The sequence below is a fragment of the Desulfovibrio sp. 1214_IL3152 genome (genome assembly GCF_036763055.1).
Taxonomy (GTDB): Bacteria; Desulfobacterota; Desulfovibrionia; order Desulfovibrionales; family Desulfovibrionaceae; genus Desulfovibrio.
The window spans coordinates 1-1,847 of record NZ_JBAIYW010000092.1; the positions used below are offsets into that span (position 1 = coordinate 1).

The following is a 1,847-nucleotide window of genomic DNA, read 5'->3' on the forward strand; positions in this document are numbered from 1 at the left end:
ACACCCTCTCCAAGGCCGGCATGCAGGCAAGCCGACAGGATGACGCCTATATCTGTGACCTGTATACCCCGGGCGCTCTTGTACCCGGCGCACGGCAGATGGCTCTTTGCTATGGCCCGGGCAGGCCCGCGCCGCTGGGCTTTGTGGAACTGGAATATGCCGCCCCCAACAAAGACACGGCCCGGAGCATCCTGCGCATGGTCAGTGAACGCTTTGGGCCGCCCTCTGCCGGTGAAGGCGACAACGGCCACATCTGGAACCTCGGCACGGTCATCGTGGCGACACGCTATGATCCCGCGCAGCAGACGGCAAGCCTCATGTACATGATTCCCGCCATCTACCATCTGACCCGCCAGGACTAGGGGCTGTTTCTAGACGCCGTTCCCCTCAGAAAACGTCCAGGCCAGAAGGTAAAATTCTCTCGGCTGGACAGGCAGGAATGCTGCTCCCGACGCCGGGAGTCTGCCGTCCGGAAGGCAGGGCTTGGAGATTTCGGTCTACTTTATGAGGGCTGCCAGCAGCTTGGCGACCAAAGGCGACAGCAGCACAATGGCGTAGATGCGCACCAGATGGTACACCATCACCACAGGGGCCTCACTGCCCGCATCCCCTGCCAGAGCCACAATGGCGTTGAAACCTCCCGGGCTGGTGGCAAGGTAGGCCCCGCCGGCGCTCATGCCGCCAAAGCGCATGCTCACCCAGGCGCAGAACAGGCCCGCCAGCAGAATGATGGCGGTTGACAGCAGCATGATGGGCCAGGTGGAGCGGATCACCGTCAGCATGTCAGGGCTGTACATATTGCCCACGATCACTCCCACGCAGCCATAGATCACATAGCGTATCCAGTGCGGTATTTCGGGCGTACTCACGGAACCGAAGGTCTTGAAAATGACCACGGCCAGCATGGCTCCGGTCATGGGGCCGCCGGGCAGGTCGAAATAGTCGAACACCAGACCACCCGCCAGGCCCACGGCAAAAAGCACAATCAGCGTCATCATATATCCTTCCTTATCAGCCCGGCCAGAATGCCCGAGCGGGCCGTTTTTCCTTTATCCGGGCCGGTCTGTGGCCCTTCCGGCAATGCATACGCCCATTGTCGCCGCGCTTCAATGCCCCACAACGCCGAGGGGACGCCCTCTTCCAGAAGAAGAGCGCGCCCCCGGGCAACATATCAGTTTATCCAACGCAATCGTACTGTCAAATGCTCTATGCATATTCTACGCATGGAGCAGGGTAAAACAGAGTTGTCCTACTTTTGAACCATGCCTATGAGCTTGTCCATAGTTGCCGAAGCATCGCCAAGCATCATGATGACGCCGGGCCTGCCGTACAGGGTATTGTCCACTCCCGCATAGCCGGGTTTGTCGTCATAGTTGCAGATAATGACGTTTTTGGCTTCATTGGCCTTGAGAATGGGCATGCCGTAAATGGGCGTGCCTTCGGCAGTGTTGGCCGCGGGGTTCACAACGTCGTTGGCCCCGATCACGATCACAAGATCGGCTTCGGCGAACAGGGGGTTCACCACATCCATCTCAAGCAGGTTTTCGTAGTCCACGTTGGCTTCGGCAAGCAGCACGTTCATATGGCCCGGCATGCGTCCGGCCACCGGATGGATGCCGTAGCTCACCTTGGCGCCCTTGCTTTCCAGCAGGTCGGCAAGCTGTTTCACCTTGTGCTGGGCCTGAGCCAGAGCCATGCCGTAACCAGGCACGATGATGACCTTTCTGGCTTCCCTGAGCACCCTGTCCACCTGGTCCGCTCCGCCGGAAGCGGCTGAAGCGGCAGGCACTGCGGCAGCGGGGCCTTCGCCCTGGGCATATGCCCGCAGCTTGTCAAAGGTCTTGCCC

The 1,847-nt window shown here is 60.0% G+C and carries 2 protein-coding genes and 1 pseudogene; 1 reads left to right on the top strand and 2 read right to left on the bottom strand.

Translation table 11 applies throughout. The annotated features are described in order from the left end of the window. Positions 1 to 362 (top strand): annotated as a pseudogene (locus tag V6C07_RS01790) (sel1 repeat family protein); the annotation flags it as partial. A gap of 135 nt (positions 363 to 497) precedes the next feature. Here the strand turns inward: V6C07_RS01790 and V6C07_RS01795 are convergent. Both V6C07_RS01795 and V6C07_RS01800 read right to left on the bottom strand, forming a co-directional pair. Next, the gene (locus V6C07_RS01795) at positions 498 to 998 is read right to left on the bottom strand and encodes an AbrB family transcriptional regulator (RefSeq protein WP_333534682.1); all 501 of its coding nucleotides are present in this window, start codon (positions 996 to 998) and stop codon (positions 498 to 500) included. A 251-nt stretch (positions 999 to 1,249) separates the two neighbouring features. Further along, on the bottom strand, positions 1,250 to 1,847 hold a 598-nt coding region (locus V6C07_RS01800), incomplete at its 5' end, for an NAD(P)(+) transhydrogenase (Re/Si-specific) subunit beta (protein ID WP_333534683.1).

Coding starts and splice junctions, on each gene's coding strand:
- V6C07_RS01795 (WP_333534682.1), bottom strand. CDS start 998: ATGATGACGCTGATTGTGCTTTTTGCCGTGGGCCTGGCGGGTGGTCTG.